At 68.8% G+C, this 24,566-nt stretch carries 26 protein-coding genes and 1 pseudogene; 10 read left to right on the top strand and 17 right to left on the bottom strand.

Annotated elements, in window-relative coordinates; translation table 11 throughout:
- Positions 1–3: 3 nt before the first annotated feature.
- The 4 genes from N1F91_RS16075 to N1F91_RS16060 are packed head-to-tail and all read left to right on the top strand — an operon-like array spanning position 4 to position 3,576.
- Positions 4–471: a tripartite tricarboxylate transporter TctB family protein gene (locus N1F91_RS16075; protein WP_289993821.1), complete on the top strand. Its 468-nt coding sequence runs from the start codon at positions 4–6 to the stop codon at positions 469–471.
- Positions 471–1,982, top strand: a complete 1,512-nt coding sequence (locus N1F91_RS16070) for a tripartite tricarboxylate transporter permease (RefSeq protein ID WP_289993820.1) — start codon at positions 471–473, stop codon at positions 1,980–1,982. Before N1F91_RS16075 ends, N1F91_RS16070 begins: the two co-directional genes overlap by 1 nt.
- Complete coding sequence (locus N1F91_RS16065) at positions 1,979–2,686, top strand: GntR family transcriptional regulator (protein ID WP_289993819.1); 708 nt, start codon at positions 1,979–1,981, stop codon at positions 2,684–2,686. Before N1F91_RS16070 ends, N1F91_RS16065 begins: the two co-directional genes overlap by 4 nt.
- Complete coding sequence (locus N1F91_RS16060; RefSeq protein ID WP_289993818.1) at positions 2,683–3,576, top strand: isocitrate lyase/PEP mutase family protein; 894 nt, start codon at positions 2,683–2,685, stop codon at positions 3,574–3,576. The genes N1F91_RS16065 and N1F91_RS16060 overlap by 4 nt, the downstream gene beginning before the upstream one ends.
- Positions 3,577–3,633: 57 nt before the next feature.
- On the opposite strand, the gene N1F91_RS16055 is transcribed toward N1F91_RS16060, so the two are convergent.
- Genes N1F91_RS16055 through N1F91_RS16010 form a run of 10 tightly spaced genes read right to left on the bottom strand, consistent with a single transcriptional unit; the run spans position 3,634 to position 13,412 of the window.
- Complete coding sequence (locus N1F91_RS16055) at positions 3,634–5,088, bottom strand: aldehyde dehydrogenase family protein (protein ID WP_289993817.1); 1,455 nt, start codon at positions 5,086–5,088, stop codon at positions 3,634–3,636.
- A 5-nt stretch (positions 5,089–5,093) separates the two neighbouring features.
- Entirely contained in the window at positions 5,094–5,861 is a 768-nt protein-coding gene (locus N1F91_RS16050) for an SIS domain-containing protein (protein WP_289993815.1), read from the bottom strand.
- A 47-nt stretch (positions 5,862–5,908) separates the two neighbouring features.
- Entirely contained in the window at positions 5,909–6,667 is a 759-nt protein-coding gene (locus N1F91_RS16045; protein ID WP_289993814.1) for a nucleoside phosphorylase, read from the bottom strand.
- A 3-nt stretch (positions 6,668–6,670) separates the two neighbouring features.
- A complete protein-coding gene (locus N1F91_RS16040; protein WP_289993812.1) occupies positions 6,671–7,549 on the bottom strand; it encodes a PfkB family carbohydrate kinase in 879 nt (292 codons plus the stop codon).
- Positions 7,546–8,106 carry an isochorismatase family cysteine hydrolase gene (locus N1F91_RS16035; protein ID WP_289993811.1) on the bottom strand — a complete coding sequence of 187 codons (561 nt, stop codon included), beginning with the start codon at positions 8,104–8,106 and terminating at the stop codon, positions 7,546–7,548. Before N1F91_RS16035 ends, N1F91_RS16040 begins: the two co-directional genes overlap by 4 nt.
- Positions 8,107–8,108: 2 nt before the next feature.
- Positions 8,109–9,005 carry an ABC transporter permease gene (locus N1F91_RS16030; protein ID WP_289993810.1) on the bottom strand — a complete coding sequence of 299 codons (897 nt, stop codon included), beginning with the start codon at positions 9,003–9,005 and terminating at the stop codon, positions 8,109–8,111.
- A complete protein-coding gene (locus N1F91_RS16025; RefSeq protein WP_289993808.1) occupies positions 9,002–10,063 on the bottom strand; it encodes an ABC transporter permease in 1,062 nt (353 codons plus the stop codon). Before N1F91_RS16025 ends, N1F91_RS16030 begins: the two co-directional genes overlap by 4 nt.
- Positions 10,060–11,598 carry an ABC transporter ATP-binding protein gene (locus N1F91_RS16020; protein WP_289993806.1) on the bottom strand — a complete coding sequence of 513 codons (1,539 nt, stop codon included), beginning with the start codon at positions 11,596–11,598 and terminating at the stop codon, positions 10,060–10,062. The genes N1F91_RS16025 and N1F91_RS16020 overlap by 4 nt, the downstream gene beginning before the upstream one ends.
- Before the next feature lie 19 nt (positions 11,599–11,617).
- The gene (locus tag N1F91_RS16015) at positions 11,618–12,652 is read right to left on the bottom strand and encodes a BMP family ABC transporter substrate-binding protein (RefSeq protein WP_289993805.1); all 1,035 of its coding nucleotides are present in this window, start codon (positions 12,650–12,652) and stop codon (positions 11,618–11,620) included.
- Positions 12,588–13,412: a GntR family transcriptional regulator gene (locus N1F91_RS16010; RefSeq protein WP_289993802.1), complete on the bottom strand. Its 825-nt coding sequence runs from the start codon at positions 13,410–13,412 to the stop codon at positions 12,588–12,590. Before N1F91_RS16010 ends, N1F91_RS16015 begins: the two co-directional genes overlap by 65 nt.
- A gap of 302 nt (positions 13,413–13,714) precedes the next feature.
- On the opposite strand from N1F91_RS16010, the gene N1F91_RS16005 reads away from it, so the two are divergent.
- From N1F91_RS16005 to N1F91_RS15980, 6 genes and pseudogenes are all read left to right on the top strand, one after another.
- On the top strand, positions 13,715–14,017 hold the full coding sequence (locus tag N1F91_RS16005; RefSeq protein WP_289993801.1) for a hypothetical protein: 303 nt from the start codon (positions 13,715–13,717) through the stop codon (positions 14,015–14,017).
- A 709-nt stretch (positions 14,018–14,726) separates the two neighbouring features.
- Positions 14,727–15,641: pseudogene (locus N1F91_RS31130) on the top strand (methyl-accepting chemotaxis protein); the annotation flags it as partial.
- Between the two features lie 432 nt (positions 15,642–16,073).
- The gene (locus N1F91_RS15995; RefSeq protein WP_289993798.1) at positions 16,074–16,580 is read left to right on the top strand and encodes a ferritin-like domain-containing protein; all 507 of its coding nucleotides are present in this window, start codon (positions 16,074–16,076) and stop codon (positions 16,578–16,580) included.
- Positions 16,581–16,738: 158 nt separating this feature from the next.
- On the top strand, positions 16,739–17,347 hold the full coding sequence (locus tag N1F91_RS15990; protein WP_289993795.1) for a cysteine hydrolase: 609 nt from the start codon (positions 16,739–16,741) through the stop codon (positions 17,345–17,347).
- A gap of 132 nt (positions 17,348–17,479) precedes the next feature.
- Entirely contained in the window at positions 17,480–18,547 is a 1,068-nt protein-coding gene (locus N1F91_RS15985) for a hypothetical protein (protein WP_289993794.1), read from the top strand.
- Between the two features lie 184 nt (positions 18,548–18,731).
- Positions 18,732–19,118 carry a hypothetical protein gene (locus N1F91_RS15980; RefSeq protein ID WP_289993792.1) on the top strand — a complete coding sequence of 129 codons (387 nt, stop codon included), beginning with the start codon at positions 18,732–18,734 and terminating at the stop codon, positions 19,116–19,118.
- 25 nt (positions 19,119–19,143) lie between these two features.
- Here N1F91_RS15980 and N1F91_RS15975 read toward each other — a convergent pair whose 3' ends face one another.
- The 7 genes from N1F91_RS15975 to N1F91_RS15945 form a co-directional block, all read right to left on the bottom strand.
- On the bottom strand, positions 19,144–19,509 hold the full coding sequence (locus N1F91_RS15975; RefSeq protein ID WP_289993790.1) for a hypothetical protein: 366 nt from the start codon (positions 19,507–19,509) through the stop codon (positions 19,144–19,146).
- A 262-nt stretch (positions 19,510–19,771) separates the two neighbouring features.
- Positions 19,772–20,137 (bottom strand): hypothetical protein, encoded by a 366-nt coding sequence (locus N1F91_RS15970; RefSeq protein WP_289993788.1) that lies wholly within the window; start codon positions 20,135–20,137, stop codon positions 19,772–19,774.
- Between the two features lie 193 nt (positions 20,138–20,330).
- Complete coding sequence (locus tag N1F91_RS15965; RefSeq protein ID WP_289993787.1) at positions 20,331–21,353, bottom strand: SMP-30/gluconolactonase/LRE family protein; 1,023 nt, start codon at positions 21,351–21,353, stop codon at positions 20,331–20,333.
- A gap of 1 nt (position 21,354) precedes the next feature.
- Positions 21,355–21,849 (bottom strand): OsmC family protein, encoded by a 495-nt coding sequence (locus N1F91_RS15960; RefSeq protein WP_289993786.1) that lies wholly within the window; start codon positions 21,847–21,849, stop codon positions 21,355–21,357.
- Positions 21,849–22,787, bottom strand: a complete 939-nt coding sequence (locus N1F91_RS15955) for a 3-keto-5-aminohexanoate cleavage protein (RefSeq protein WP_289993784.1) — start codon at positions 22,785–22,787, stop codon at positions 21,849–21,851. The genes N1F91_RS15960 and N1F91_RS15955 overlap by 1 nt, the downstream gene beginning before the upstream one ends.
- Positions 22,788–22,836: 49 nt before the next feature.
- On the bottom strand, positions 22,837–23,775 hold the full coding sequence (locus N1F91_RS15950) for a fumarylacetoacetate hydrolase family protein (RefSeq protein ID WP_289993782.1): 939 nt from the start codon (positions 23,773–23,775) through the stop codon (positions 22,837–22,839).
- Positions 23,776–23,778: 3 nt separating this feature from the next.
- Complete coding sequence (locus N1F91_RS15945) at positions 23,779–24,555, bottom strand: cyclase family protein (protein WP_289993781.1); 777 nt, start codon at positions 24,553–24,555, stop codon at positions 23,779–23,781.
- Positions 24,556–24,566 lie beyond the last annotated feature (11 nt).

Genomic DNA, 24,566 nt, shown 5'->3' with positions numbered 1-24,566 from the left:
GCCATGAAGCTCCATGACAGCGTGATCGGCGTGCTCCTGTTCGCCTTCGGCCTGTGGGTCCTGACGACTTCGCTCGGTTATCCGCGCATGCCGGGCCAGAGCATCGGACCCGGAACCTTTCCCAGCGCGCTCGGCGCCCTGTTCATGCTGGGCGGGATTGCCCTGACCATCGGCGGTCTGCGCACCCACCGGGGTCCCTGGCTGGCGCTTGAGAGCGGCTGGCGGCAACCTGGTCGACTGGCCGCTGCGTTGCTGGCCACGGCGGGCGTCATTCTCCTTGCGCTGGGCTTCGAGAGGGTCGGCTTTCCGCTCGGCGGCTTCGTCCTCGTGACGGCGCTGTTCCTGCTGTCGGGCTACCGCCATCCGGCCTGGATCGGCGTCTCTGCCGCGTTCGTGCTCGCGCTGCATCTGCTGATGACGCGGATGCTCTACGTTCCGTTGCCGGCGGGACTGCTGAAGGGACTGCTGTGATGGTCCTTCAGCACCTCGATGCGGCAATCGGCCTCGTCCTGACCTGGGACATGTTCTTCGTCATGCTGTCCTGCGCCGTGTTCGGCCTGTTCGTCGGGGCGGTGCCGGGGCTTTCGGCCACCATGGCCACGGCCATGCTCGTGCCGCTGACCTTCTTCATGGACCCCGTTCCCGCCATCGCGGCCATCGTCACCACCGCGGCCATGGCGATCTTCGCTTCCGACATTCCGGCGGCCCTGATCCGGATACCGGGCACGGCTGCCTCTGCCGCCTATGTCGATGACCTGAACGCCCTGACCCGCGCCGGGAAGGTAGGCAGGGCGCTCGGCATTTCGGTCACGGCGTCGGCAATCGGCGGCGTGTTCGGGTCGCTGGTGCTGATGTTCGCGGCGCCGCAACTGGCGCTTGTGTCGCTGAACTTCACCTCGTTCGAATATTTCTGGCTGGCGCTGCTCGGCCTGTCGGCGGCGGTCATGCTGGGCTCGTCGTCGCTGCTGAAGAGCCTGGTCGCGCTGGGGCTCGGTCTGATGATCGCGAGCGTCGGGATGGACACGACGTCCGGCCTGCCGCGCTTCACCTTCGGTCTGACGTCGCTGCTCGACGGGGTGGCCTTCGTACCGGCGCTGATCGGCATGTTCGCGATCCCCGAACTGATCCGCACCTTCGTCCACCGCGACACCCTGCCGCCGGTCGCGCCGATCGGCAATCCCTTCGCCCTGTTTCGCGGCCTGGGCGGCGTCCTGTGGCGGCGCAAGTGGAACCTCGCGCGCAGTTCCACCATCGGCACCACCATCGGCATCCTGCCCGGCGCCGGTTCCGACATCGCCGCATGGATTTCCTATGCGGTGTCGAAGCGGTTCTCCAAGGCTCCGGAGGACTATGGTTCCGGCAGCGAGGAGGGCCTGGTGGACGCCTGCGCCGCCAACAATTCCGCCCTTTCGGGCGCCTACGTGCCCGCGCTCGTCTTCGGCATTCCGGGCGACAGCATCACTGCCATCGTGATCGGCGTGCTCTACATCAAGGGGCTCAACCCCGGCCCGATGGTCTTCCTGACCAATGCCGACACCATCACGGCGATCTTCCTGGTGTTCCTGCTGGCGAACCTGATGATCGTTCCCCTCGGGCTCCTGGCCATCGCGCTCGCGGCACAGGTGCTGCGGGTGCCCAAGAAGGCGCTGGCGCCGCTGATCCTGGCGTTCTGCATCGTCGGCTCCTACGCCATCAATGCCAGCGCGTCGGGAATCGTCATCATGGTGGTCCTGGGTCTGCTCGCCTACGTGATGGAGGAGAACGGCTTCCCGGTGGCGCCGACCATCCTCGGCATCGTCATGGGCCTGCTGGTCGAACGCAACCTCGTCACCTCGCTGATCAAGTCGGACGGGGCAGCGCTCGGCTTCGTCGAGCGTCCCATCGCGGCTGGCCTGGCGGTCCTGGTCGCCGTTGTCTGGACCGTCCCGGTCTGGCTATGGTGGCGCGGACGGCGCAGCGGGATGGGGAAGGTACGAGCATGACGGTCAGCAGGATCACGCCGCCGCGGTCCCTGGCCGACATCGCCGCCGGCCAGATCCGGGAAGCGATCGTGACCGGCGCCTTCAAGCTCGGCGAGAACATCTCGGAGGATCGCCTCGTCGCACAGATGGGCATCTCCCGCACGCCGATCCGGGACGCCATGGCGATCCTGTCGCGCGAAGGCCTGGTCACGGTGCGTCCCAAGCGGGGATCCTTCGTGTTCGAGACGTCGCTCGAAGACCTGGCGGCGATCTGCGACTACCGCCAGATGCTGGAGGCGCAGGGCGCGCGCGCCGCCATGCGGGCCGACCGCGACGGATATCTTGCGCGTCTGTCCGCCGTCGTGGTGCAGATGGACGAGGCGCTCGGGCGGGGCGATACGGTGGGATATGGACAACTGGACACCGCCTTCCACCAGGCGGCCTTCGATCATTGCGGCAATTCCTATCTGCGCGATTCCTATTCGCTGGTCGACGGACGCATCGCCGCGCTGCGCGCCAACATCACCGCGCCCTACGAGGCGCGGCGAGCCGAATCCCTGGTCGAGCACCGCAGGATGCTGGATTTGCTGATCGGGGAGGATTTCGCGGCCTTCGACGCGGCGCTGACCGTCCATGTGCAGCGAACCGCGGATGTCTACCAGCGGGCACTGGCCGAGGGCCATCTCGGCCCGGCGATCGACCCTTCAAGGAGAACCGCCCCGTGACTGCCAGACCGACGCCGCCACTGATGTCCGGCGCAGCCCGCCTGAGGGCACTTCTCGCGACCGGAGAGATCGTCGCGGCGCCTGGCGCGCCGGACGCACTGACGGCGCGCCTGGTGGAGCGCGCGGGGTTCCCGGCGGTCTACATGACCGGGCTCGGCGCCACCGCCGCGCGTCTCGGCCAGCCGGATCTCGGGCTCATGACGCAGGGCGAAATGGCCGATCACGCGCGCGCCATGGTGCGGGCGGTTCGTGTTCCGGTGATTGCCGACGCCGACACCGGCTATGGCGGGCCGCTCAACGTGCGGCGGACGGTTGCCGAATATACCCAGGCCGGTGTCGCGGCGCTGCATCTTGAAGACCAGGAGAGCCCCAAGCGATGCGGCCAGCTCGCCGGCCTGCGCCTCGTGTCGCGCCGCGAAGCGGAGATGCGCATAGCGGCCGCGGTGGCCGCGCGCGAGGAGACCGGTTCGGACCTCATGATCATGGGTCGCACCGACGCGCTTCGCAACGAGGGGCTGTCCGCCGCGCTCGACCGGGCGAAGAGCTATCGCGACCAGGGCGCCGACCTCGCTTTCGTCGATGGCGTGCGGACACGGACGGAGGTCGAGGGCATCGGTCGTGGCCTGGCCGGACCGAAGGTCGTCTCGCTGGTGGACGGAACCGATGCGGCCAGCCTGACGCGTGCGGAGCTGACCGAAATGGGTTTTTCAGTCGTGCTCTATGCCGTGACCACGCTGTTTGCCGCCTGCACGGCGATCGAGCGGGCGCTGGCGCATCTCGCCACGGCCGGACGGCCGGACGGGATCACGGACCAGGCGAGCTACGCGGATTTCTGCGACATCGTCGGTCTTTCGGAATCGCAGGAATTCGCGAGCCGGCACGAGCCCTAGCCGGTCCGTCCAGGCCCGGCTCTCTCGACACCCACTGCCGCCGTCGACGCGTCCGCCTCAGAGGCCAAGCCGGTCGCGCACGCGCATCTTGATGTGCTTGGACTCGCGAAACGCCTCGATGCCTTCGCGGCCCAGTTCGCGGCCGATCCCGCTCATCTTCCAGCCGCCGAACGGGGCATGAAGTTCGCTGGTGTCGTTGACGTTGACGCCGACGGCCCCCGCCTCGATCCGCTCCGCCAGGCTCCAGGCGCGCTCGAGGTCGCCGGAATAGACATAGGCGGCGAGGCCGAAGGGCAGGGCGTTGGCGACGGCCAAGGCCTCGCGGTCGTTATCCACCGGCCGGATCGCGGCCAAGGGTCCGAAGGTCTCCTCCGTCAGGGCGAGAGCGCCATCCGGAACGTCGTCGACCACCGTCGGCTCGAAGAAGAAGCCCCGGTCATAGGCATCGCCGCTTGGCCGCCTGCCGCCGGCGACCAGCCTGCTGCCACGCCGGAGCGCGTCGTCGAGGTGGCGGCCGGTTCGCGCGCGCACGCTCTCGTTCAGCACCGGACCGTAGAGCACGCCGGGCTCCACGCCATGGCCGAGCCTGATCCTTCGCGTTTCCTCGGCAAGCGCCTCCACGAAGCGGGCGTGGATGCCGCGCGAGACCAGGATGCGGTTCACCGCGATGCAGATCTGGCCCATGTTGGAGAAGGAGCGCCGCGCGGCGGCAGCCGCTGCTTCCTGCGGATCGGCGTCGTCGAGAACGATGAAGGGGCACTGGCCGCCGAGTTCGAGCGACAGCCGCTTCAGCGTGCCGGCGGCCGCCCGCATGATCGACTGGCCGGCAGGAACCGACGCCGTCGCCGTCACCATGGCGATGCCGGGATGCTCGGCAAGCGCTGCGCCCACCTCCGGCCCGGTGCCGGGAATGTCGTTGAGCACGCCGGCCGGCAGGCCGGCCTCGACGAAGCACGCGACCACCTGGCCGATGGCGAGCGGCGTCTCGTGCGGCGGCTTCACCACCAGCGTGCAGCCGGCGGCGAGCACGGGGGCCACCTTCCAGGCATAGAGGTCGACCGGATAGTTCCACGGCACGATGCCGCCGACGACGCCGACGGGCGCCGTGGTGACGAGGCTGCGGATGTCGGCGCGCGAGGAGGGGCGGATGGAGCCGCCGAGCCGCCGGCCTTCCTCGGCGTAGAAGCGGATCACCTCGACGCCGAACAGGATCTCCTTCATCGAGTCCGGCACCGGCTTGCCCTGCTCGCGGGTCAGCGTGTCGGCGATGGCCGGGGCGCGCGCGGCGACCAGATCCGCGGCCCGGTGCAGCACCTTGGCGCGCTCGTCCGCATGGGTCGCGGCCCAGCCCGGCAGTGCCTTCGCCGCGGCGGCGACCGCGCGGTCGACGTCGGCGCGAGATGCGATCGCGCTGGTGCCGACCAGGTCACCGGTCGCCGGATCGCGGATTTCGGCGCGGCCGCCGTCGGCGGCCTCGGTCCAGGCGCCGTCGATGAAGAGCTTGCGGTCCATCGTCGTCACCGGGCCTTCAGCCGGCGCCAGAGTTCCTCGTAGTTCTCGTCGTTCTGCCGGTTGGCCGCCTCCTTGGAGGTCGTGTTGGGGCTCACCATGACGTGCGGCGTGATGCCCTGGGCGACCAGCTTCTCGGCCGTCAGCGCCACGATGGCGTGGGCGATGGCGATGGTGACGCTGGTGGAGGAGGCGCCGACCGGGGACTCGAGCCCGTCGATGAAGAGCGCGGCGTCCGCCTTCGGGATGCCGGTGTCGATGACAACGTCGGCCACCTCGTAGAGCCGCTTGCCGCAGGAGTGGCGCGACGGCGTCGAGGAGGAATGCGGGATCGAGGTGACGCCGATCAGCTTGATGCCGCGCTCCTTGCACTCCATGGCGATGTCCATGATCACGGCGTTGATGCCGGAATGCGAAAACAGGATCATCGTGTCGGCCGGGTCGATCTGGTGCGAGCGCAGGATCGCCTTGCCGTAACCCTCCTGGGCATGGATGAAGCGGTACTGCCGGGCGCCCATGTCGCCCCAGACGTGGTGGAACGAGATCATGGTGCTCTCCACGATCGGGCGGAAGCCGACGATCGTGCCGGTGCGCGGGAAGCTCTCCAGCGCCGGCAGGGCGCCGTGGCCCGTGCCGAAGGTGAAGGCGAGCTTGCCGGCGGCGATGCTCGCCGCACACAGCGCGGCAGCCTCCTCGATGGCGGCGGCCTGGGTGGTCCGCACCGTCTCAAGCCGTTCGGCGAGCGAGCCGAAATAGCGGTCGAGCAGCGTGCTCATGGCGTTGTCCTTCTCGTTGGTCTCGTGCTGTTACGGTCGCGGCCGGTTCAGGCCGGCAGGGCGGTGATGGCATCGAGCGCGACCTCGAAGAGCTCCACCTCGGCCCTGGCCATCGCAGCGTCGGAGATCTTCTCCTGCGTATGCGCGTCGACGGTGGCGACGCAGAGCGTCGAGGCGCGCGCGCCGAGGATGCGGGCGGCGACGAGCAGCGCCGAGGTCTCCATGTCGGTGCCGATCAGGCCCATCCGCTCGATGTCCTGCTTCAGGCTGCCGATCATCTCGCGGCGCGCGCCCGAGAGGCCGAACATCTCGGTGTAGAAGCCGTCCCAGGTGCCGAAGATGCCGGCGTGCCAGGTGCGGTTGCCGGCGGCGAGACGCTGGCGCAGTGCCGTGTTGAGGTCGAAGTCGGCGATCGCCGGGTAGCCGAGCGGGGCATAGCTGTTCGACGTGCCGTCGGCGCGCAGCGCGCCGTCGGCCAGGACGAAGTCGCCGACCCGTGCGGGCGGGATCGCCATCGCCGTGCCGATGCGCAGGAAGGTGCGGATGCCGAGCGCGTAGAGCTCGTGCAGCACGATCGAGGCGATTGGCGCGCCCATGCCGAAGGCGGCGGCGGTGATGCGGCGGCCGCCGCGCAGGCCGGTGACGGTACGCAGGCCGCGGCTGACGGGCGGAAACACCGGGTCTTCGAGGTGCCCCGCGATCCGGTCGATGCGGGCGGGATCGCCGATGAGGATCGCGGCGTCGCCGACCTCCTCGCGCGATACGCCGATGTACCAGGCGCGGTCGGAGCTTTCTTCCTGTGTCATGGGTCAGGCACTTTCGTCGTTTGGAACATGGCGGCTGCGCAGCAGCGTGGCGGCGGCGCGATGGCCCGCCTCGACCACGGCGACGAGATCGGTCTCGCCGCCCGCGAGAGCGGCGATGACGCCGCCGGCGAAGGTATCCCCGGCCCCGGTCGGGTCGGGCGTCTCGAAGGGAACGGTCGGCACGGTCTTCGACGTGCCGGCCTGCGAGACGAGGGCGCCTTCGCCGCCGAGCGTCTCGATGATCATGCGCCCCGGACGGGCATCGGGTGCCGCGCGGAAGGCGGCTTCCACGAAGCCGCGCTCGGCGCGGCTGTTGCAGATCAGGTCGGCCCGCGCGGCGAGCCTCGCCGCGAGCTCGGGCGTCAGCGCGCGGGGATCGTCCTTGACCACCCAGGCCAGACGCGCCGCCGGGCCCAGAGCGTCGAGCGCTGCCAGGGTGGCGCGGGTCGGCCCGATGGTGACGCAGAGCCAGCCGGCCCGCGCCACGATTTCGCGCTGCGTCGGGGTCAGCGTCAGGTCCTTCGGCATGCCGGGATCGTAGAGACACGAGCAGCCGCCGTCGGGGTCGTAGGCCAGCACCGCGATCGGCGTCCGCGCGCCCGGCACGCGCGCCATTGCGTCGACCAGCACGCCCCGGTCGCGCAGTTGCGCGAGATAGGCGTCGCCCGCCGCGTCCTCGCCGATCCAGCTCACCGGCCGTGCATCGGCCATGCCGGCCGCCGCCAGCGCGGACGCGACATAGGCGGGGCTGCCGCCGAGCCGCGGCCAGGCGTTCTGCGGGCGCGCCAGGATGGTCGATGTGCGACCCGGCCGCGGCACGCTGTCCAGCATGGCCACGTGGTCGAGGCTCGCATAGCCGATGATGGCGATGCCGCCGGTCACGACAGCATCTCGATGGCTTCGGCGAGCGGCACGACCCGGCCCATGTAGCGGTGGATGTCCTCCAGCGACGCCTCGGCGAGGTGCGGCCGGTTGGAGTTGGTGGCCTCGCGCGGCACCACGGGCTCGAAGCCGTTGGCGAAGGCGTCCTGCGCAGTGGCGCGGATGCAGACGTTGGTCTTCACCCCGGCGATCACGACGCGGGAAACCCCCTGCTCGGTCAGCAGCAGCGCCAGATCCGTGGCGAAGAAGGCGCTGAAGCGGCGCTTCCAAACCACCGTCTCGTTGGCGCCCAGCGGCGAAAAATCGGCGAAGAAGCCCGCGTCGGCAGCGCCTTCGAGATGATGCACCGGCAGCTTGCGCCACTCGAAATCGTCGAAGCCCGGCCGGTGCCGCTCCACGGCGTGGACGACGACCGAGCCGGATCGCCGCGCCGCCGCACGCAGCGCGCGCATCGGCTCCAGCACGTCCTCGACGCCCGGATAGTGGTTCGGCTGGCCGGCCTCGAAGAACGAGTTGATCACGTCGACCAGGATCAGCGCGGTGCGCGGGTTCTGCATCGTCAGGCTCTCCTTGCCTTTGCGCGGCGGCCGGCCAGGGCGACGGCCGTCAGGACGACGATCACCATGAGATAGGGCAACGTCTGGACCAGTTCGGCCGGCACGCCGCGGCCCTGCATGCGGATCTGGAAGGCGTCGAAGAAACCGAACAGCAGAGCGCAGGCCGCCGTCGCCCAGGGCCGGTTGCGGCCGAAATAGAAGGCGGCGAGCGCGATGAAGCCGCGCCCGGCAGTGATGCCTTCGTTGAAGATGCCGACCACGCCGATCGACAGCGAGGCGCCGGCGAGGCCCGACATGATGCCGGCATAGACCGTGGAGAGGTCGCGCAGCATCAGCGGGTTCAGCCCGAGCGCGCGGGCGGCCTGTGGGGCTGCGCCGACGGCGCGCAGCCGCAGGCCGAGCCGGGTGCGTGCGAGGAACCAGACGGTGACCGGCACCATCGCCCAGGCCGCCCAGGTGAGCGGGTCGTGGCCCGACAGGATCGCGCCGAGGACCGGAATGTCGGCCACCAGCGGGATGTCGATGCGCGGCAGGCGGGCGACGTCGGGGAGGCTGAGAGTGCCCGAACTGCCATAGGCGGCACTCAGGAAGAAGCGGACGAGCCCTGCCACCGCGACGAGGAAGCCCAGCCCGACGATGATCTCGTTGGCCTGCAGCCGCGTCACCGCCAGCGACATGGCGAGGCCGACGACGCCGCCGGCTGCGGCGGCCGCCAGCAGCGCGACCGGCCAGCTGCCGGTCATGGAGGCGACGATCAGCCCGAACAGGGCGCCGGCGAGCATCATGGAATCGAGGCCGATGTTGACGATGCCGCCGACCCGGTTGATCAGCCCGCCGAGGGCTGCGAGCAGCACCGGGGTGGTCATCACCACGGCGGCATGGATGATGTTGTCGATCATGCCGCCTTCCTCCGCCGCACGATGAGCCGGCCGAGCTGCGCGACCGCGAAGACCATCACGGTCCCCTGAAGGATATCGACGATCTCGATCGGCACGTCGCTGAAGAACTGGATGGTCGCGCCGGCATTGGCGAGCGCGCCGAAAAGCAGGGCAGCGAGGAAGATGCCGAGCGCCGAGCCCCGCCCCAGCAGTGCCACCGCGATGCCGGTGAAGCCGTAGCCGGGCGAGAAGCCCGCGACGAAGCGGCCGACATTGCCGAGCGCATGGATGCCGCCGGCAAGGCCGCCGATGGCGCCCGACAGGAGCATCATCTTGATCACCAGCATCGGCACGTCGATGCCCGAGGCCGTGGCGAAGCGCGGATTCATGCCGGCGATGCGCGTCTCGAAGCCGAGCGCGGTGCGGTTGCCCCAGAGGGCGTAGAGGCCGAGAAGCGCGATGGCGATCAGGAAGCCGGCGTTCAGCGTCGATGGCGGCATCAGCTTCGGCAGCCGCGCCGCCTCGGCGATCATCGGCGTGGCCGAATTGGCCGAACCCGGTGCCAGCAGCGGGCCGTTGACCAGCCATGCGGTGAGGCTGATGGCGATGAAGTTCAGCATCAAGGTCGTCACCACCTCGTCGACGTCGAGCCGCGCCTTGAGCAACCCGGGCACCAGCATCCAGAGCGAGCCGACGACGACGGCGGCCACCAGCGCGAACGGCAGGAGGAGGGCCGCGGGCAGGCCGGCGAAGGTGAATCCGACATAAGCCGCGGCCAGTCCGCCGACGAAGATGCAGCCCTCGACGCCTACGTTGAAGGCGCCGGCACGGAAGGCCACCGCGGTTGCCAGCCCCGTCAGGATCAGCGGCGTCGCCGCCGACAGCGTCGCGGCGATGCGGCGCGAACTGCCGAAGGCCTCGGTGGCCAGCAGCATGTAGACCTCAAGCGGATTGTGCCCGGCGGCAAGCAGCACGAGCCCGGCCACGACGAAGGCTGCGACCAGGGGGCCGAGCGGCTCCAGCATGCCGAGCCAGGCGGGGCGTTCGAAGGATGGCGTGCCGACGGCGTGGTCGCTCATGCTGCCTTGCCTCCGAGCATCAGCCGGCCGATCTCTTCCAGCCCTGCCGTGCCGCGCGCGACTTCACCGGTGATCCTGCCGCCGTAGACGACGACGATCCGATCCGAAAGCGTCACGAGTTCTTCGAGTTCTTCCGAGACGAGGAGCACGGCGCCGCCGCGGTCGCGGTAGTCGATCAGGCAGCGGTGGATGAAGTCGATGCCGCGGATGTCGACGCCGCGGGTCGGCTGGCAGGCGACGAGCAGCTTCGGCTCGCCGTCGAGTTCGCGCGCGACCGCCACCCGCTGCTGGTTGCCGCCCGACAGGCTGCCCGCCGGCTGGCGGTCGGACGCACGCTTGACCGAGTATCGGTCGAGCAGGGCAGCGACGTGACGCGCGATCGCCTTGCGGCGAAGGACGCCGTGCGAGCACAGCTCAGGCTTCCGATGATGGCCGGCGATGGCGTTTTCGGCGATCGGCGCGGCGAGGCACAGCCCTTCCGCCGCGCGGTCGGGGCTGAGATAGGCGAGGCCGAGCGAGCGCCGCTGCGCCAGCGTCAGGCCGGCGATCTCGATGCCGTCGAGCCGGATCGAACCGGCATCGATCCGGCCGAGCCCCGTCGCTGCGGCGACGATCTCGTCCTGGCCGTTGCCGGCGACGCCCGCGATGCCGACGATCTCGCCGGCCCTGACGGTGAGGTCGAATTTCGTCAGGGCCGCATGTCCGCGCAGGTCGCGGGCGGACAGGCCCGTCACCTGCAGCATGGGCGCGCCGGCCGCCGCGGCACGCGGCTGCGGCCGCGCCAGCACCTCGCCGATCATCATTTCGGCCAGGCTGTCGCGGCTGGCCGACGATCGCGGCAGGCTGGCGACGACGCGGCCGTTGCGGATGACGGTGATCTCGTCGGCCACCGCCAGCACTTCGTCCAGCTTGTGGCTGATGAACAGGATGGTGCGCCCCTCGTCGCGCAGCTTGCGCAGCAGGGCGATCAGTTCGCGCACCTGCGCCGGAGCGAGCACCGCCGTCGGCTCGTCGAGGATCAGCACGTCGGCGCCGCGGTAGAGCAGGCGCAGGATCTCGACGATCTGGCGCACATGCACCGGCGCGTTCTCGACCGGCGTGTCCCAGTCGAGCGAGACACCCGCGAGCGCTTCCAGCGCGCGGGCCTTGGCTAGCGCCGCGGTCCGGTCGATACGGCCGAAGCCGTCGACCGGTTCGGCCGCCAGGACGAGGTTTTCGAGCAGCGTCAGGCCCGGCGCCAGCATGAATTCCTGGTGCACCATGCCGACGCCGCGGGCGAAGGCATCGGCGGGGCCGGCGAAGATGGCGGGCGCGCCGTCCAGCAGGATGACGCCGGAATCCGGCCGGTCCACGCCCTGCAGGATGCGCATCAGCGTCGACTTGCCGGCGCCGTTGCCGCCCACGATGGCGTGCACGGTGCCGCGCAGCGCGCGGAAGTCGATCGCGTCGTTGGCCAGCACCGGGCCGAACCGCCTCGTGACGCCCTGCGCCCCGAGGCGGACCGTCCGGTCCGGCGTCGTCTCTGCCAATTGCATGGAAAGCCGGACCCGGGTCTTACTTCAGATAGTCGGGATAGCCCTGCTCGACGACGTTCCAGACCTTGATCTTGCCCGACAGGATGTCCTGCTTCGCGGCCTCGACCTTATCGAGATACGCGGCGGGGATCAGGTCCTTCGTGTGCTTCATCTCCGACAGGCCGACGCCGTCCTCGGCGAGGCCGAAGGCGATCGTCTTGCCCCGGGGGAACGTGCCCGCGGCATAGTCCTTGATCAGCGTCTCGACCGCGACGTCGGTGCGCTTGATCATGCTGGTCAGCACGTTGCCGGGCGCCAGCCCGTCCTGGTCGGTGTCGACGCCGATGGCATAGCGCCCGGCTTCCTTCGCCGCCTGGATGACGCCCATGCCGGTGCCGCCGGCAACCTGGTAGACGATGTCGGCGCCTTCCTCGAACATGGCCTTGGTCATCTGCAGGCCGATCGCCGGATCGGCGAAGTTGTTGGAATAGGCCACCTTCACGACGACGTCCGGATTGGCCGCCTTTGCCCCTTCCACGTAGCCGGCGATGAACTTGTCGATGCCGGCCGACTTGGTGCCGCCGATGACGCCGATGATCGGCTCCGGCGTGATGCCCTTGATGGAGGTGTCGGTGGTGACCAGGGCCGCCAGCATGCCGGCGAGATAGGAGCCTTCCTGTTCCTGGAACAGCACCGAGGCGACGTTCGGCGCCTCGCGGACCTGGTTGAGGATCACGTAGTTGGTGTCGGGATAGTCCTTGGCCACTTCGAGCATGGGCTCGCCGTGCGAGTATTCGAGGTCGATGACGAGGCCGAAGTCGGCATCGGACGCGCGGCGCAGGATCTCGGCCGCCTGGGCGACCACGTCGCGCGATTCGACCGGCTTGCCTTCCAGGCCGGTGGCTTCGAGACCGCGCTTGAAGCCCTCGTAGGCGAGGTCGTTGTAGGACTGGTCGCCGAGGCCGCTCTGCGAGATGACGAGTGCGACCGGCTTCTCCGCCGCCAGGACGCTAGTTGTCCCAAGGGCCGAGGCGAGGGCCGATGTGGCCACGGTGATCGCCAATGATCTGATCATGCTGGTACTCCTTGCCTTTTTTGATGTTCCCCACATGATGCTGCCGGACGAGCAGTGCCTCGTATGAATAGCGGCGGGCATCATAGATCGCGCTGACGGCATCGAGCGGCGTGCCGTCGGCGGCGAACGAGTGTCGGGTCACCGCGACGACGACCGCGTCGCCTTCGAGACCCAGAAGCGTGCGGTCCCGCTCCGAGGCGGGGCAGGCCACCAGCCGCTCCGTCGCGCTGGCGACGATAAGGCCGTGCGCTTCGAAATGACGGTAGAGCGAAAATCCCGGCTCGGATGCGATCGCCCGCGTCAGCCGCGTCTCCGCGACGATTTCCGTCGACAGGATCGAGCGGTGCCGCGCGACCCCCCGGCCGTCGACCAGGCGCAGGCGGTCGAGCAGCATCACCGGCGTCCCGGGCGCATAGGGCAGGCCATCCTCCCAGTCCGCGACCTCGAAGGCGAGAAGACGGTGGGAAGCGATGTGGCCGGCGGCCTCCACGGCCTCGGTGAAGGAGAGCAGGTAGCCGGGCGCACGGCGCAGCGGCGCTTCGGCCACGAAGGAGCCGCTGCCCTGGCGGCGCGTGACGAGCCCCTCCTCGACCAGCTGCTCCACCGCTTTGGCGACGGTGAAGCGGCTGACGCCCCAGAGCCTCGCCAGCTCCGGCTCGCTCGGGATGCGCGCGCCGGGTCCGAGGTCACCGATCTGGGCCTTCAGCCCATCGGCGATCTGCAGATAGAGCGGTCCTGAACGGGCGCCGGGCTTGATCATGCTTGTCCATGCCGTGTTGTCCAGTCAACTGAGCAGAATGCAGGGCGGCTTGCAAGTGGAAACATGCGACGACCTTGCCACCGGATGGCCCGGCCGCACCGGTCGCGGGGGCGCGCTATCTCTGGGGTGGACCATGTCGGCCATCTGCGGGGGAGAGGCGGCGCTTCGGGCAGGACTGTGCCGGTTCTGCCGGCCAGATCCCGGACATGCTCATTTGCAGAACGCTTCGTTTACCAGAACTGCCTAATATTGCTCCCATGCAGGAACCGGGCGCGAACCGACGAGCGACGACGATCTCCGCCATGGCCGTGTTCGGGCTCGTTCCCGCCGCTCTGGTCGCAAGCCTCGTGGCCGCGGTTCCGTCGCCGGCCTTCGGCCGCTCGGGTACGATCGCGGCCGTCTTTCCGCCCTGGTGGACGGCGGCGCGCGTCTTCGAGGCGGCGGCGGGCGCGGGGCCTCTGCTCGACGCGGGACGGGCGTCGTTCGTCATGGTCGTCGGCTTCACCGATCCGGGCGTCGCCGACAGGCTGCGGGCGGCCGGTGCGATCTTCCTGGTGGACGCAGCGGCCGTCGGCTGTGCGCCGTCAGGGCAAGGAGAAGGGTAAGCAGATGAAATCCACGACCGGCAACGCTCTTCAGGATCTCGGCCTGCACCGGCGCCGCATGGTGCACGCCATCGCCGTCGGGCAGTTCGGCGCGCTGCCGCTCCTCGGCCTGACGCAATACCTCAACCAGACGTTCAATGCCGGAATGATGGCGGCATCCCTCGCCCTCGCGGTGCTGGCGACGGTGCTGGCGCAGCGGCCCGCGCTCGAGGCGGCCGCGAGCGCGCTCTGCGGCGTTGCGGTGGCCGCCAACGTCTCCTTCCTGGTTGCCGCCCTGAGTGGCAGCCATCTGCAGGTCGACATGCACATGGCCTACTTCGCGGGCCTCGCCTTGATCGGCGCGACGTTCGACTGGCGCGCCATCGTCGCCGCCACGCTGACGACGGCCGTGCATCATCTCGTGCTGAACTTCGCCTTCCCGGCAGCCATCTATCCGGGAGGAACCGACATGCTGCGCTTTCTGGTTCATGCCGTGATCCTCGTCGTCGAGGCGGCGGCGCTGCTGTGGGTGACGTGGCGTGTCACCGGCATGTTCGACAGCATCGCGCATGCCGGCGAGGCGATGCGCGAGGAGCAGCGCCGGGCCGATTCCGCCGGCCGGGAAACCCTTGCCCTGCGCGAACGCCAGCAGGCGGATCGCGAGCAGCAGATGCGCCAGGAGCAGGCGCAGGCGGCCGATCTGCAACGCTTCGTCGCCGACATGGAACGCGGCTTCGACAGGATCGCCGGGGGCGATCTGACGGTGCGGCTGCAGGAGCCCGCGCCTGCCGCCTACGAGGCGATCCGGCTCAAGTTCAACGACACCATCGACCAGTTGATGCGCACGATCGGATCGGCTTTTTCCGTCGTCGCGACGATCCGCGGCGGACTGGCCGAGATCGCGTCCGCTTCCGGCGACCTGTCGATGCGCACCGAACAGCAGGCGGCGAGCCTCGAGCAGACGGTTGCCGCGCTCGGAGCCGTGACGGGCGGCGTGAACGAGACGGCCGCCGCGGCCGGTCGTGCGCAGCAGCTCGCCGGTGCGGCGCGCACGGACGCCGACAGCGGCAGCGCCGTCGTCCGGAGCGCCGTCGAAGCGATGAGCGTGATCAGGACCTCCTCGGCCGAAGTGTCGAAGATCGTCGGCGTCATCGACGAGATTGCCTTCCAGACCAATCTTCTGGCTCTCAACGCCGGAGTCGAGGCCGCCCGCGCCGGCGAAGCGGGCAGAGGCTTCGCGGTGGTGGCCCAGGAGGTTCGGGGGCTGGCGCAGCGCTCGGCTGAAGCGGCGCGGGAGATCAAGGCGCTGATCTCGACCTCCGGCGAGCAGGTCAGGACCGGCGTCGAGCTGGTCGCCGCTTCGGGGCAGTCGCTCGCCAAGATCATGGAGCAGGTCGCGTCCATGAGCGACCTCGTCGCCCACATCGCCGACGGCGCGCGCGAGCAGGCCGGCAGCCTCGGAGAAGTCTCCGCCGCCGCCGAGCAGATGGACCGCGTCACCCAGCAGAACGCCGCCATGGTCGAGGAAACCACCGCCGCGGCGCAGAAGCTGTCGATCGAGACCGAGGAACTGGCGCGGATGATCGCCCGCTTCCGCACCTCCGCCGGCCGCGAAACCGCCTGGCGCCCCGCCCGCGCGGCGTGACGCCGCAGAGGCGGCGGCGGGCGCACGCAGCGTCCCGTTCCGCTTCGATGGCAGCGACGGCCGATCACCGCCGGCAATACTCCATCGCGTCATTCCGGAAGGCGAACCGCGCGGAGCGCGGCGGAGCCTGCCCGGGCTCCATTCCGTGCCGTCGACGATTGCGCGCCTGGCCAACTCCTCCCCCGTCACGGACTGGATTCCGGATCCGGACGCCTCCGCTGCGCCCGGCCTCGGGTCCGGAATGACGCGGGTGGTGGGCCGGGTGACCGGCCGTAGCCAGCGTCGTCCGGCGCTTCCGGTCACGCCCAAGCCCCCCGGTTTCGCAAAGATCGCGCCCTTGCGCCGGAACAGCATCGACAGTTCGTCGTTTGATGCTCGGTCGGTCACGCACGTGTGATCCCCAACCCATCATTCCGCGAAAGGGACATGAAAATGGCGAAGGAAAAGACGCTGGAAGACCTCTTCCACGATACGCTCAAGGATATCTACTACGCCGAACGCAAGATCCTGAAGGCGCTGCCGAAGATGAAGCGCGCCGCGCAGTCCGACGAACTGAAGGCCGCCTTCGACAAGCATCACCAGGAGACGCAGGGCCAGATCGAGCGCCTGCAGCAGGTGTTCGAGATCATCGGCAAGCGCGCTCAGGGCAAGACCTGCGACGCCATCGAGGGCATCATCTCCGAGGGCGAGGAGATCATGGACGAGTTCAAGGGCACGGCAGCCCTCGACGCCGGCCTGATCTCGTCGGCGCAGGCCGTCGAGCACTACGAGATCACCCGCTACGGCACGCTGAAGCGCTGGGCGACGGAACTCGGCATGAAGGACGCCGCCGACCTGCTCGACCAGACGCTGCAGGAGGAATCGAAGACCGATGGCGACCTGACCAAGCTCGCGGATTCCTCGGCCAACGAGCGGGCGAAGGCAAAGAAGGCCGCCTGACGCAGGACGACACCAGCGAAGGCCTTCGGGCCTTCCGGCCGGCGACGGGAGGGCTGCTTCCTCCCGTCGCCTCGGTGCCGCCGAAACCGTTTTTTCAAAGCCGGCTCGCTGACCCTGCCGGCTGACCGCCGGCCCGACACCACGCTGCACGAGGCGCCATGGCTCCTTCCGGTCTCGTTCACGGGTCCCTTGGACCGAACTGCCTGCACGTCTGCATCGACATGCAGGCCCTCTTCATGCCTGGCGCGCCATGGGGAAACCCGTGGATGGAACGCGTCCTCCCGGCGGTCGAACACCTGTCGGCGCGGCATGCGCGGCGCACCGTCTTCACACGGTTCGTGCCTGCCGCCGATCCGGAGACGCCCCCCGGAACCTGGAAGCGATATTATCGCAAGTGGGAATCCCTGACGCTTCGACACATCAAGCCCGAACTCGTCGACCTCGTGCCGGTGCTGGCGCGCCTGGTTCCACCGGCGATGGTGCTCGACAAGCGGGTCTACTCGCCCTGGACGGAAGGGCGGCTGGACGCCTTGCTCGCCTCCGGCGAGATCGACACGCTCGTCGTGTCGGGCGGGGAGACGGATGTCTGCGTGCTTGCAACCGTGCTCGGCGCCATCGATCGTGGTTACCGCGTGGTCATCGCCGCGGATGCGGTCTGCGGCTCTGCAGACAGGACGCACGACGCGGTGATGACGCTCTATGCGTCCCGGTTCAGCGAGCAGGTCGAAATCGCCGGAACCGAGGAAATCCTCATGGGCTGGAACTGAACGCCTTCCGAAGGACGTGCGTCGTGGGCGGACGCATGTTGCGGCGGCGGAATCGTCCGACGTCGCGGGCGGCCTATCCGCCGTCCCCCGATCCATGCTAGCCGCCGCGGGACGATCGGAAAGGGGGCCGCGGTGATCGAAGACGGCGTGCGATATCTGCTCTGCCGCCCCAATGGCGGACTGAACGACTCACTGGTGCAGATGGAATTGTGCCGGCTTCATGCCGTCCGCTTCGGCCGCACGCTGATCGTCGACACGTCGCGCTGCGGGCTGCGGTTGCCCTTCGAGGAGGTCTTCGTGCCGCGGGACGATTTCGGCCCGCCCGTCCTGGGATGGAGCGCGCAACTGGCGGCGGAACTCGACCGATGCGCGTCGGTACGGCCATCTGCGCTCGCCGGTCGCATCTCCACCTATCAGTCCGTCTGGGATACCGAACTCGACAACACCGTCGAACCGGAGTCGCGGCAGCGCATCGTCTTCGATTTCGACCGCGATCATTCCGAGACCCTGCTGGTGCACGAGCAGCCCGGCGGCGGAAAGCGCGGTTTCGGCTTTCTCGAGCGCGTGGCGCTCGCCCCGTGGATCGCCGATGCGGTTGCGGCGCGGCTGCTGCCGCTCGGCGGCGACTACGACGCCATCCATGTCCGCCACACCGACCTGTCCACCGACTACGTGCGGCTGTTTCGACGCTGCCGCGGGCTCTTCGCAGGCCGGCACCTGCTCGTCTGCTCGGACTCGGTGGCGGTGAAGCGGTGCGCGCGCGAGGTCTTCGCCGACAGCACGATCCTGAGCGTCGCCGACATTCCCGACACGGCGGGGGAGGGCCTGCACTGGAGCGCCCTGTCCGATCCGCGGAGGGCTGCGGTCGACCTCTTCTGCGACCTCGTCGCCATCGCGCGCAGCCGCACCTTCGTCTTTACCGCGGTCGAGCGGCAGAGCGGCAGGCGCGCCGGCTTTTCGGGCTTCTCGGTGCTCGCCGACATGCTGCGCCAGCAACCCGCCACCCTGCCGAAACTGTTCGCCGCGGGCAGTCCCGACCTCGTCGCCGCCCTGTTCCAGGCTCCGGCCTCGCCGCGCGGCGCGCCGGCCGCCAGGCGGTCCCTCGCCCGGCTCGACCAATGGCGCTGGAACCATGCCGCTCGTCGGCTGTCCTTCCGCCTCGGCCTGAAGCTGCGGCTGAAAGCCCTCCTTTCCCGCTGACCAGGGACGAGCCTGCCGGCTGAGCCGCTGTCCGATCCCGATGTCCGGCCGGCGTCATCGGCATGTCCGCGCTGCCGCGCCGGGACCAGACAAATAATCCCGGGCCTCTGCCTTTCCGTTCCCGCGCGGTCATGCGAAGGATCGGGCGCGGCTGCCCGGCCGCTTTCCTGAGGGGGTTCTTCCGATGTCTCGCATGTCCGCGCGCCGCACCGTCGCGTCGCTCCTGTCCTTCTGCGCCGTCTGCCTGCTGCCGTCGCCCGGCCCGGCGATGGCCGCCGACGTCACCTTCGTCATCCGCAACAACCATCCCAACGCCGTGCGCGTCGAGCTCTACAGCCAGGACCGGAACTATGTCTGGCCGGGCAAGGGCAAGGATTTCTATCTCGATGACGGCGAGGCGCGCGAAATGTCGCTGGCCTGCGAGGAAGGCGAGCAGATCTGCTACGGCGCCTGGATCGACGGCGACGAGGACACCTACTGGGGCGTCGGCCCGAACAATGCAGAGACCTGCGAGGATTGCTGCTACGTCTGCGAGGGCGGCGAGACCGAGGAGATCGTGCTGGAGGAGTAGCGGCGCGCCGGCCGCCGCCGCGGCCCTATTTGGACGCCAGGACTTGGCAGCGCCCGAAGATCGGGAACTTGTACTTCTTGCGGCCGGCCAGGCAGTCCTTCAAGGCCATCTCCTCCGCTGCGGCCTTCGACGGGAAGTTCAGCCGCCAGGAACAGATGAAGTTCTCGTTGCCGTATCCGTCGGGCGTGCTGACATAGGCGGAATGGCCGGATGCCGCGATGTAGCGGTCGTATCCGCCGGCGCAGGGGCCGTGGACCATGGTTCCGAACCGCGGCTCCCGCCGCACGTCGCCCTTGCTTCCCGCGAGCGAGCCGGCATGGGCCGTGCAGAGCGACGAGGCGAGCACGACGCCCGCCGCAAAGATCATCGGTATCGTACGTCCCGAGCGCATCCTGGATTTTCCCCTGCCAAGCCCCGCTATCCAGCGTAGCAAAGAGGTTGCAGCATTCAATCCGGATTCGGATCCGTCCTCAACCTCAACCTCAACCTCAACCTTCACGAACATGGGCGTCACGTGCCCGGACCTGCCATAGCCGGGAGAGGCTCGCCGGCCTGGCCAGCCGATAGCCGCGGTGGCCACGACCGGGCGCTCGGCGACGGCGCCTGTCACTGCGCCATCTGACGCTTGTCGGTTTCGCCGGCAATGGCCGGCGCTACTTGGATGCGACGATCTCGCACGGGCCGAACACGTCGCCCTTGTACTTCCGCAGACCGGCCTGGCAATCGGCCATCGCGGCGGCTTCTGCCTTTGCCTTGATGGCCAGGTTCACGCGCCAGGAGCAGACATAGGCCTCGTTGCCGAAGCCGCTCGGCGAGGAGGCGTAGGCCGAATGCCCGCTCGCCGCGACATATTGTCGGTAGCCGTTCTTGCATGGGCCATATTCGAGGTTGTCGAAGATGTGCCTTCGCTTGACCTCGCCCTCGCTGCCGGCAAGAGAACCGGCCTGCGCGGCAGCGAGCGACGAGACAGTTGCCGCGCCCGCCAGAAAAACAGCCAGTATGAATGCTCCTGCACGCAAGACGATGCTCCCCCTTCACGGATAACTCTATCGAAGGTAGCAAATCTGTAGCAGGTTGCAATCTCCATTCTGGTTGCTCAGCTGTCGCTTCTGCAACGCAGGAGACACGCTGCAGCCTTGTCGTCGTCGACAGCACCGGGCTTGCAGCGACGGCCGGCGGCGCGGGGCCGTCGGCTCGCGAAATGGTCCCGCTTCACGGCCGCGGGTCGTTCCAGTGCACCATCGGCAGGCCGGCCACCGGGCTGCGGAAGCACGGGATCCTCGTGCCGCGCAGCGAGCCGATGTAGACCGTCTTCAGGTCCGGACCGCCGAAGGTGACGCTGGCGAACCAGGGCGCGATCGTGCCGCCGGCGGCGAGCATCAGCTCGGGCGTGGCCTCGCCACGGTCGAAGGCGTCGAGGAGGCGCCGGCTCGCCTCGGGATTGTCGTCGTCGAGGATGATCCTGAGCTCCCCCTCCGGCGTGATGGCGAAGATGCGGTCGGTCATCACATGGGTGCCCCAGAGGTTACCGAAGGCGTCGAAGGCGATGCCGTCGATGAAGGCGCCGTGGTCCTCCGGGCCGAAGGTTTGGCGGTCCGAGAGGGAGCCGTGGTCGGCGACCTTGAAGCGGGTGATCTTTCGGCCGGTGGTCTCCACCACGTAGAGCCACTCTTCCTTCGCGTCGAGCCGCACCTCGTTGGTGAAGGCGATGCCGGTGGCCACCGTGCGCACCGTGTCGCCGTCGACGAGCAGGATCGACCCGTCCTCGACGCGGCGGCTGGCCGCTTCCATCCAGTTGCGGATTTGGGTCGACACCGTCACCCACAGCCGGTCCTTGGTGTCGCGCAGCACGAAGTTGACCTTGCCGATCGGCTTCCCGTCGACCTTGTCGATCAGCACCGTCGTCTCGCCCGTCCGCGTCATCAGCTCCAGGCAGTCGGTGCCGAAATTGGAGATCAGGATCGAGCCGTCCCGGGCGAAGGCCAGACCGTTCGGCAGCGTGCCCTGCGTGAAGCGCGTCGCCTCGTCGGTCGCGCTCGCAAACGCGTCGGCGTGGCTCTGCGCGATCAGCTCCTGCGTGCCGTCCGGCCTTATGTGCATGACGCCCGAGCGCGCGTCGGCGGCCCAGAGGCTGCCGTCGCGCTCGGCCAGGATGCATTCCGGCCGCTGCAGGTCGTGGCCGACATAGGTGATGTCGGCCTTGGTCACGGTGAAGCCGTCGATCGGATTGGCCATCTCAGACCTCCTTCCAACCGTCCGCCGTCTTCATCCGGTGGCGGATCGTGTTCTGCCGGCCGAGCGTCTGCTCGATGAAGCAGCCCTTCTTGGCGGTCTCGATCAGCTCGACGACCTTGTCCTCCGGCGAGGAACTGTCGATCAGCACGTCGATCTCGAAGGCCTTCGGCGCCGTCTCGTAGACACGACCGACCGCCTGCCAGTTCCACTGCACCCGCGTCTCGACCTTCAGGTCGTCGATCTTGACGTTCAGCCGTTTCGCGAAGGCGCGGATCTGGGTCATGATGCAGCCGGTCAGCGCGCCGACGAACATCGCCAGCGGCGGCGGGGCGGAGGCATCGCCGCCGTGGAAGGAGCCCTCGTCGGTCGCCATCTCGAACGGCCCCTCGGGGAAGGGCTGCACCATGGTGACGGAGAGTTCGTTGCGCATCTTGCCGACGGCGTGTCCGGTGCAGTCGAACTGCACGATCGCCTTGTCCGTGATGGGGGCGCTCATCAGAAGGCCACCCGATCGCCGCCCTTGAGGGCGAGCATGTCGCGGGCCTCGGCGGGCGTCGCGATGCCGTGGCCGAGTTCCTCGAGGATCGTGCGGATCTTGGCGACCTGCTCGGCATTCGAGCCGGCAAGCTTGCCGCGGCCGATGTAGAGCGAATCCTCCAGTCCGACGCGCACGTGGCCGCCGAGCAGGGCGGCCTGGGTGATGAAGGGCATCTGGAAGCGGCCCGCCGCCAGCACGGACCAGACGTAGTCGTCGCCGAACAGCCGGTCGGCGGTCTGCTTCATGAAGGCGACGTTCTCGACGTCGGCACCGATGCCGCCGAGAATGCCGAAGATCGACTGGACGAGGAAGGGCGGCTTGACCAGTCCCTTGTCGACGAAATGCGCCAGGTTGTAGAGGTGGCCGATGTCGTAGCACTCGTGCTCGAAGCGCGTGCCGCAGCCTTCGCCGAGGTGCTGCAGGATGTAGGCGATGTCGCGGAAGGTGTTGCGGAAGATGAAGTCGTCCGTGCCCTCGAGGTACGGCTTCTCCCAGGAGTGCTTCCACTCCTTGTACTTGCCGGCCAGCGGGTGCAGCGCGAAGTTCATCGAGCCCATGTTGAGCGAGCAGAGTTCCGGCTCGGCCTTCAGCGGCGCGGCCAGCCGCTCCTGCACGGTCATGCCCAGTCCGCCGCCGGTGGTGATGTTCACCACCGCGTCGGTCGCCTGCTTGATGCGCGGCAGGAACTGCATGAACACCGCCGGGTCCGGCGTGGGCTTGCCGGTCTCCGGGTCGCGGGCGTGGAGATGGAGGATCGCCGCGCCGGCCTCGGCCGCATCGATCGACTGCTTGGCGATCTCGTCGGGCGTGATCGGCAGCGCGTCAGACATGGTCGGCGTGTGAACGCCGCCGGTGACGGCGCATGTGATGATGATCTTGTCGTTCTTTCGGGCCATGGGATCCTCCGTGTTTCAGTCTTCGTCTTTTCGTCGCGGCGCGGCGCCGTCAGCCGGGCTGCGGCTTCACGATGCGGTTCCTGAGCGTTCCGATGCGCTCGATGGTGAGTTCGATCACGTCGCCGGGCGACAGCTGGCGGCCGACCTCGAGCGCGCAGCCGGTGCCGACCGTGCCCGAGCCGATGACCTCGCCGGCGTAGAGCGTCTCCGACGTCGACAGGTAGGAGATGATCCGCGCGAATGAGTGGTGCATCTCGCGCGAGTTGCCGCCGCCCCAGCGCTCGCCGTTGACCCGCACCTCCATGTCGAGGGCTGCCGGATGCGCCACCTCGTCGGCGGTCAGGATGTAGGGGCCGAGAATGTTGCCGGTGTCGAAGTCCTTGCCCTTGGTGGGGCCGAGCTGGCCGGGCGTTTCCTTCAGCTGGGCGTCGCGCGCCGACATGTCGTTGAAGATCGTGTAGCCGAAGACGTGCTCCATCGCCCGCTCGGCAGGGATGTCCGCGCCGCCCTTGCCGATGATGACGGCAAGCTCCAGCTCGTAGTCCATGAAGGACGAGTAGGACGGCCACAGCGTATCCTGGCCATGGCCGATCACCGCCATGTGGTTGCACTTGTAGTAGATCGGCTGCTCGTACCAGACGGCGGGAATCTCGAAGCGCTTGCCCATCCGCTTTTCCGCCTGGTCGTAGGCGTTGCGCAGATGCGCCTCGAAGGCCAGGCAGTCGCGCATGCGCACCGGCCGGGGCAGGGGGGCGCGGAAAACCACCGACGCTTCCGCCATCAGGGCCTCGCCGGGCGGCGCGGCCAGCAGGCTGCGCGCGGCGTCGAGGCCGGCTGGTCCCGCGTCGATCACCGCCTGCATGGAGGCGAAGGCGGAGCCGTCCATCCCGGCCAGCCTTGCCGCATGGGCGAGGTCGAGCAGCCGGTCTTCCGACTGGACGGCCGCCACGAATTCGCGGCCTCCGGCGACGACGGTTGCGAGGCGCATCGACTAGTCCTCGAAGATCGCGACGGCGCGGGTGAAGCCCGCCGACGCCGCCTTGATCTTGAACGGGAAGCAGGCGATCTCGTAGCCCGTCGCCGGCAGCTGGTCGAGGTTGGCCAGCTTCTCGATGTGGCAGTAGCCGATCTCCATGCCGGCGCGGTGGCCTTCCCAGATGATCTTCGGATCGTGCGTCTCGGCGAATCTCTTCGCGGTGTGGACGAAGGGCGCGTCCCAGCTCCAGGCGTCGGTGCCGGTCACGCGCACGCCGCGCTCGAGCAGCCAGATCGTCGCCTCGCGTCCCATCCCGCAGCCGCGCGCCACGTAGTCGGGCTGGCTGTAGCGCGCGCCGGCGGCGGTGTTGACCACCACGATGTCGAGCGGCCGCAGGTCGTGGCCGATGCGCTTCAGCTCGGCCTCGACGTCGGCGGCGGTGGCGACATAGCCGTCCTCCATGTGGCGGAAGTCGAGCTTGACGCCGGGGTTGAAGCACCATTCCAGCGGCACCTCGTCGATCGTGATCGCCCGCTCGCCATTGTTCATGGTCGAGGCATAGTGGTACGGCGCGTCGAGATGCGTGCCGTTGTGGGTGGAGACACTGAGCTGCTCCACCGCCCAGCCCTCGCCGTTCGGCAGTTGGTCCTTCGTCAGGCCGGGGAAGAAGGGCAGGATCTGTCCGCCCGTCATCTGGTGGTCGAGATAGTCGATCTTCGGAAGCGCCATCGGCGGGTCGGAAGCGATCCCCATCTCGAGGGCGACGGACAGGTCGACGATGCGGCGCGGCATGGCGGACTCCT

Source organism: Aquibium sp. ELW1220 (assembly GCF_030398385.1).
Lineage (GTDB): Bacteria > Pseudomonadota > Alphaproteobacteria > Rhizobiales > Rhizobiaceae > Aquibium.
This window is presented reverse-complemented; position numbering and strand designations above follow the sequence as displayed.